The sequence below is a fragment of the Microbacterium sp. Bi128 genome (assembly GCF_918698205.1).
Map to the genome: position 1 here is coordinate 1 of NZ_CAKKMM010000361.1, position 4,394 is coordinate 4,394.

At 69.3% G+C, this 4,394-nt stretch carries 4 protein-coding genes; 3 read left to right on the forward strand and 1 reads right to left on the reverse strand.

Going from position 1 to position 4,394, the window contains the following annotated elements:
• Positions 1 to 1,757: FAD/NAD(P)-binding domain-containing protein (locus LQV45_RS18995; RefSeq protein WP_230008352.1), on the reverse strand; the 1,757-nt coding region annotated here is incomplete at its 3' end.
• A gap of 241 nt (positions 1,758 to 1,998) precedes the next feature.
• On the opposite strand from LQV45_RS18995, the gene LQV45_RS19000 reads away from it, so the two are divergent.
• The 3 genes from LQV45_RS19000 to LQV45_RS19010 all read left to right on the forward strand — a co-directional run.
• Positions 1,999 to 3,096: an amino acid ABC transporter permease gene (locus LQV45_RS19000; protein ID WP_230008353.1), complete on the forward strand. Its 1,098-nt coding sequence runs from the start codon at positions 1,999 to 2,001 to the stop codon at positions 3,094 to 3,096.
• A complete protein-coding gene (locus LQV45_RS19005; protein ID WP_230008354.1) occupies positions 3,093 to 3,953 on the forward strand; it encodes an amino acid ABC transporter ATP-binding protein in 861 nt (286 codons plus the stop codon). Before LQV45_RS19000 ends, LQV45_RS19005 begins: the two co-directional genes overlap by 4 nt.
• A gap of 8 nt (positions 3,954 to 3,961) precedes the next feature.
• Positions 3,962 to 4,394, forward strand: a 433-nt coding sequence (locus tag LQV45_RS19010) for a transporter substrate-binding domain-containing protein (RefSeq protein ID WP_230008355.1), incomplete at its 3' end; no start/stop codon positions are given.

Here is a 4,394-nt window from a genome sequence, read left to right on the forward strand (position 1 = left end):
GGACTGATGAGCTCGTTGTGGGCGGACACCAGGAGCCGTCCGGTCGCGTGCGTGCCGTCGGCAGTGAGGAGCTGCTGTTCAGTGCCGAGCCCGGAGGCGTGCAGCTGGCGCAGCAGCGGGTTCGCGGAGCGGGCCACCGACGGCGCCGGGAGCCGGGCCTCGATCAGGGCCGGCGCTGACACGCTGATCCCGGATTGGGCCGAGCGGGCGACTAACCGGCCCGAGTACTCCGCGGCCTCGATCTCCAGTCCCGGGCCAATGAACTGCAGCAGACCGGCCCGGTGGATCGCCAGCATCTCCCGCAGCCTGCGCGGCGGCGGCCCGGAATCCACGAAGCTGAAGAAGCCGTGCCACCAGCCCTGGACCTCCCGCTGCGACCGCGCGTTCAGCCGCTCGGACGGCACCAGCCGGCCCAGGTCCATGTAGGACTTCAGCAAGGAAGTGAACAGGGCCAGGGTTTCCGAATGGTCCGGCCCGGTGCGCAGCTCAAGGTCGCGGCCAATGTACGCTGCCACCGCCGACTGGAAGTCTGCGTGGCCGGCGAAAACGCGGCCGGCGAAGGGATGGTCCAGCCGTTCGAGGTCCAGGTGGAGCCCTGCGTCCGGGACGGACCCGGCGACGAGCCGCCGGCGCTCTTGGCTGTACCAGTCCGCAGCGGCGAACCGTTCGGCGAATTCCCGCCAGCCGATCCGGACCCGTTCCGGGTAGCCGGTGAACAGCTCGCGGTAGTACGCGTAACCGGCGTCCTTGGCGATCAGGGGCCACAGCTGGGCGCGGAAGTCCACCTCGCCAGGCGCATCCAGCAGCGCCGTGACGGCGTCGGCCGTGAAGAACGCCGGCTCGCCCGCTGCATCGCCGCGCAGGGCGGACGTGATCTTGGAGTGGTAGGGCACGCCGCGGCGGGAGCCGGCCCACAGCCGCGGCTCGGCACCTGAGGGCACGTAGCGCAGGCCGCCGCCTGGCAGCTCCTCGAATCTGCCGCCGCGGCCCTCCATGAGCAGGACCAGCAGGTCCACGAAGGCCAGGCCCATGCCGGAGACAATCACGTCCTGGCCGGCGGCGAGGGGTGAGTAGTCGACGTCGGTGGTGTAGCTGGGCGCCGCGTGGAACGCACCGTGCCGGGCGGCAAAACCGGCCCACGCCGCAGACTCCTCATTGGGCAGCGAATCCGTGTGCCCCAGGGAGGCGATCACGACGTCGGCGGGCAGTACCGCGCCGCCGGCCAGCCGGACGCGGTAGCGTTCCGGACCCTGGTCGGCTTCATGCTGCACCGGCTCGACGGCGGACGCCGTGTCCCGGTGCACGGTGACGGTGGTGTCCGGTCCGAGGGCGGCGACGGAGCGGCGGAAGAACCAATCCAGGTAGACACTCTGCAGCTGCCGGGTGGGGAAGCTGGCACCGGTGAGGGCGGCCAGCTGGCGCCGGAGTTCCGCCGGCAGCTCCGGAACATCCGCGATGGACCCGTCCAGGACCCCGGCGGCCCACTTTGCCAGGCCGGGGCCGTCGACTGCGGGTCCCTCGCATTGGACGGAGGCATCCGTGAACATCGTGACGTCCGCCGCCGCGGAGTTGAGCATCAGCCCGGGATGCTGCTCGTAACGCCAGATCCTGCCGGCACCCGGGGTGTGCGGCTCCACGACGTGGATCTGCAGGGCGCCGTCGAGCAGCTCCGGCCGGTTGGCGGCGAGGCGTTCCAGCAGCCCGGCCGCGCGCGGGCCGCCGCCGATGAGGACCACGGATGGGGCATTCACTGGCATGACGGTCTCCTGGCTCGGGTGCGGAGCCCTCATGCTAGGCACCCGAAATGGAGCCGGTCGAGGCGCCGGTCACGGTCGTTCACCCCGCGTAACGCGACGTAAATCGAGGCAAGAATTCGTCGTGTGACGCCGTGCGAACCTGCGTGAACGTATGCAACCTGCCGCCTTGCCGCGCGTTTTCGCACGGCCCTAGATTGGCAGCCAACTACCCCCACAGCAACTGGAAGAAGCGAGGTGGCGCATGAGTTCAACAGCAACCCCGGTGGCACAGTCCGCCCCGGAGCCGGCGTCCGCCGGCATCGAATCCGCACCCGAGACCGCGGAGGTCCGGCCCGCAGGACCCGTACCCGCCGGCGAGACCGCACCGGCCGGAACTGTCGGCTCCGGTTCGGTGGGCCGCAAGGCCGCAACCGACTACGCCGACTACCGGCTGGTCCCGGCCCGCCATCCGTGGCGCTGGGTGGGCACCGCCGTCGTCGCGGTGGGTGTGGCCGGCATTGCCTGGTCGCTGGCCACCAACCCGCGCTGGGAGTGGGGCGTGGTGGCGCAGTGGTTCACCGCGCAGTCGATCGTGAACGGCCTGCTGGAGACCCTGAAACTGACGGCGATCTCCGGGGCGCTCGGCTTCATCCTGGGGTTCATCCTGGCGCTGATGCGGCTGTCCGCGTCGCCCCTGCTGGTCTCCGTCTCCTGGACGTTCTCCTGGATTTTCCGGTCCACGCCGCTGCTGGTGCAGATGCTGCTCTGGTACAACCTGGGCTACCTCTACGAGAAAATCAGCCTGGGGCTCCCCTTCACGGACGTGCGCTTCTTTGAGGCGCAGACCACCACCCTGATCAGCCAGTTCGCCGCGGCAGTCCTCGGCCTGACCCTGAACCAGGCCGCCTACTCCGCCGAGATCATCCGCGGCGGCATCCTGTCCGTGGACCAGGGCCAGCTCGAGGCCGCAACCGCCCTGGGCATCCCGGCCTGGCGGCGTTCCACCAGGATCGTCCTGCCCCAGGCCATGCGGGCCATCCTGCCCACCGCCTTCAACGAGGTGATCGGCCTCGTCAAGGGCACCTCGATCGTCTACGTCCTGGCCTATTCCGAGCTGTTCTACACCGTCCAGGTCATTTACAACCGCACCCAGCAGGTCCTGCCGCTGCTGCTCGTGGCCACGCTCTGGTACATCGTCATCACCTCGGTCCTGAGCGTCTTCCAGTACTACATCGAGCGGCACTACTCCAAGGGCGCGGTCCGCACGCTGCCCCTGACCCCGTTGCAGAAGGCCCGCAGATTCCTCGCCATCCATACGCCCGCCGCCCGGGAATCGAACCAGGAAAGGGGCACCCGATGAGCACCGCACTCCGTACGACCACCCAGACCCCGTCCGCGGCCGCTGCCACGGACGCCGTAACCACCCGCGGCCTCGTCGAGATCACGAAGGTCCGCAAGTCCTTCGGCGCCGCGGAAGTCCTCAAGGGCATCACGCTGACGGTCGAGCCCGGGGGTGTCGCCGTGATCGTCGGACCGTCCGGATCCGGCAAATCCACCCTCCTGCGCACCATCAACCACCTCGAAAAGGTCGACGCCGGGTTCATCGCGATCGACGGCACGCTGGTGGGCTACGAGGTCCGCGGGCGCCGGCTCCACGAGTTGCGCGAAAAGGACATCCTGAAGCAGCGCACCGAGATCGGCATGGTGTTCCAGAACTTCAACCTCTTCCCGCACCTGACCGCGCTGGAAAACGTCACCGAGGCACCGATCGTCGCGCCGCGGGCAGGAAAACCCCGGCTCTCCAAGGCCGAGGCCCGCGACCGCGGGCTGGAACTGCTGGACCGCGTGGGCCTGAAGGACCGTGCCGGCGCCTACCCGCGCCAGCTGTCCGGCGGCCAGCAGCAGCGCGTCGCGATCGCCCGGGCGCTTGCCCTGGACCCGAAGATCCTGCTCTTCGACGAGCCCACGTCGGCTCTGGACCCGGAACTGGTCAACGAGGTCCTGGACGTCATCCGCGGGCTGGCCAAGTCCGGCACCACGCTGATCATCGTCACGCATGAGATGGGCTTCGCCCGCGACGTCGCCGACACGGTGGTGTTCATGGACCAGGGCCTGATCGTCGAGCAAGGCACACCCCAGGAAATTTTCACCAACCCGCGCGAAGCTCGCACCCGGAGCTTCTTCTCCAAAGTCATCGAACCCGCTTTCAACATCTAAGGAACCCCATGGCAATCAGCTCCGCACTCCGCACCACCCGCGCGAGTACTGGTCCCCGGCGGACGCGTGCGGCGCTTCCCGCCGTCGTCCTCATCGGCACCCTGTCCGGCACCGTGGCCCTGAGTGGCTGCGCGGATCCCGGCGCGTCTGCCGCATCCGGCGGGCAGCCCGCGACGACGGCGGCGCGCAACGGCGTCGTCTACAACACCTCGCCGGACCAGCAGCGGATCCGGGCGGAGAAGGATGTGTCCCTGGCCGCGAAGGTTCCCGCGCTGATCGGCAAGGACGGCAAGCTGACCGTCGCGACGACGGCGGGCGCGATTCCGCTGTCCTTCCACGCCACGGACGACAAGACCCCGATCGGCGTGGAGGTGGACCTGGCCCAGCTGGTCGCGGACAAGCTGGGCCTGGACCTGGACGTCCAGGTGACCTCCTGGGAGA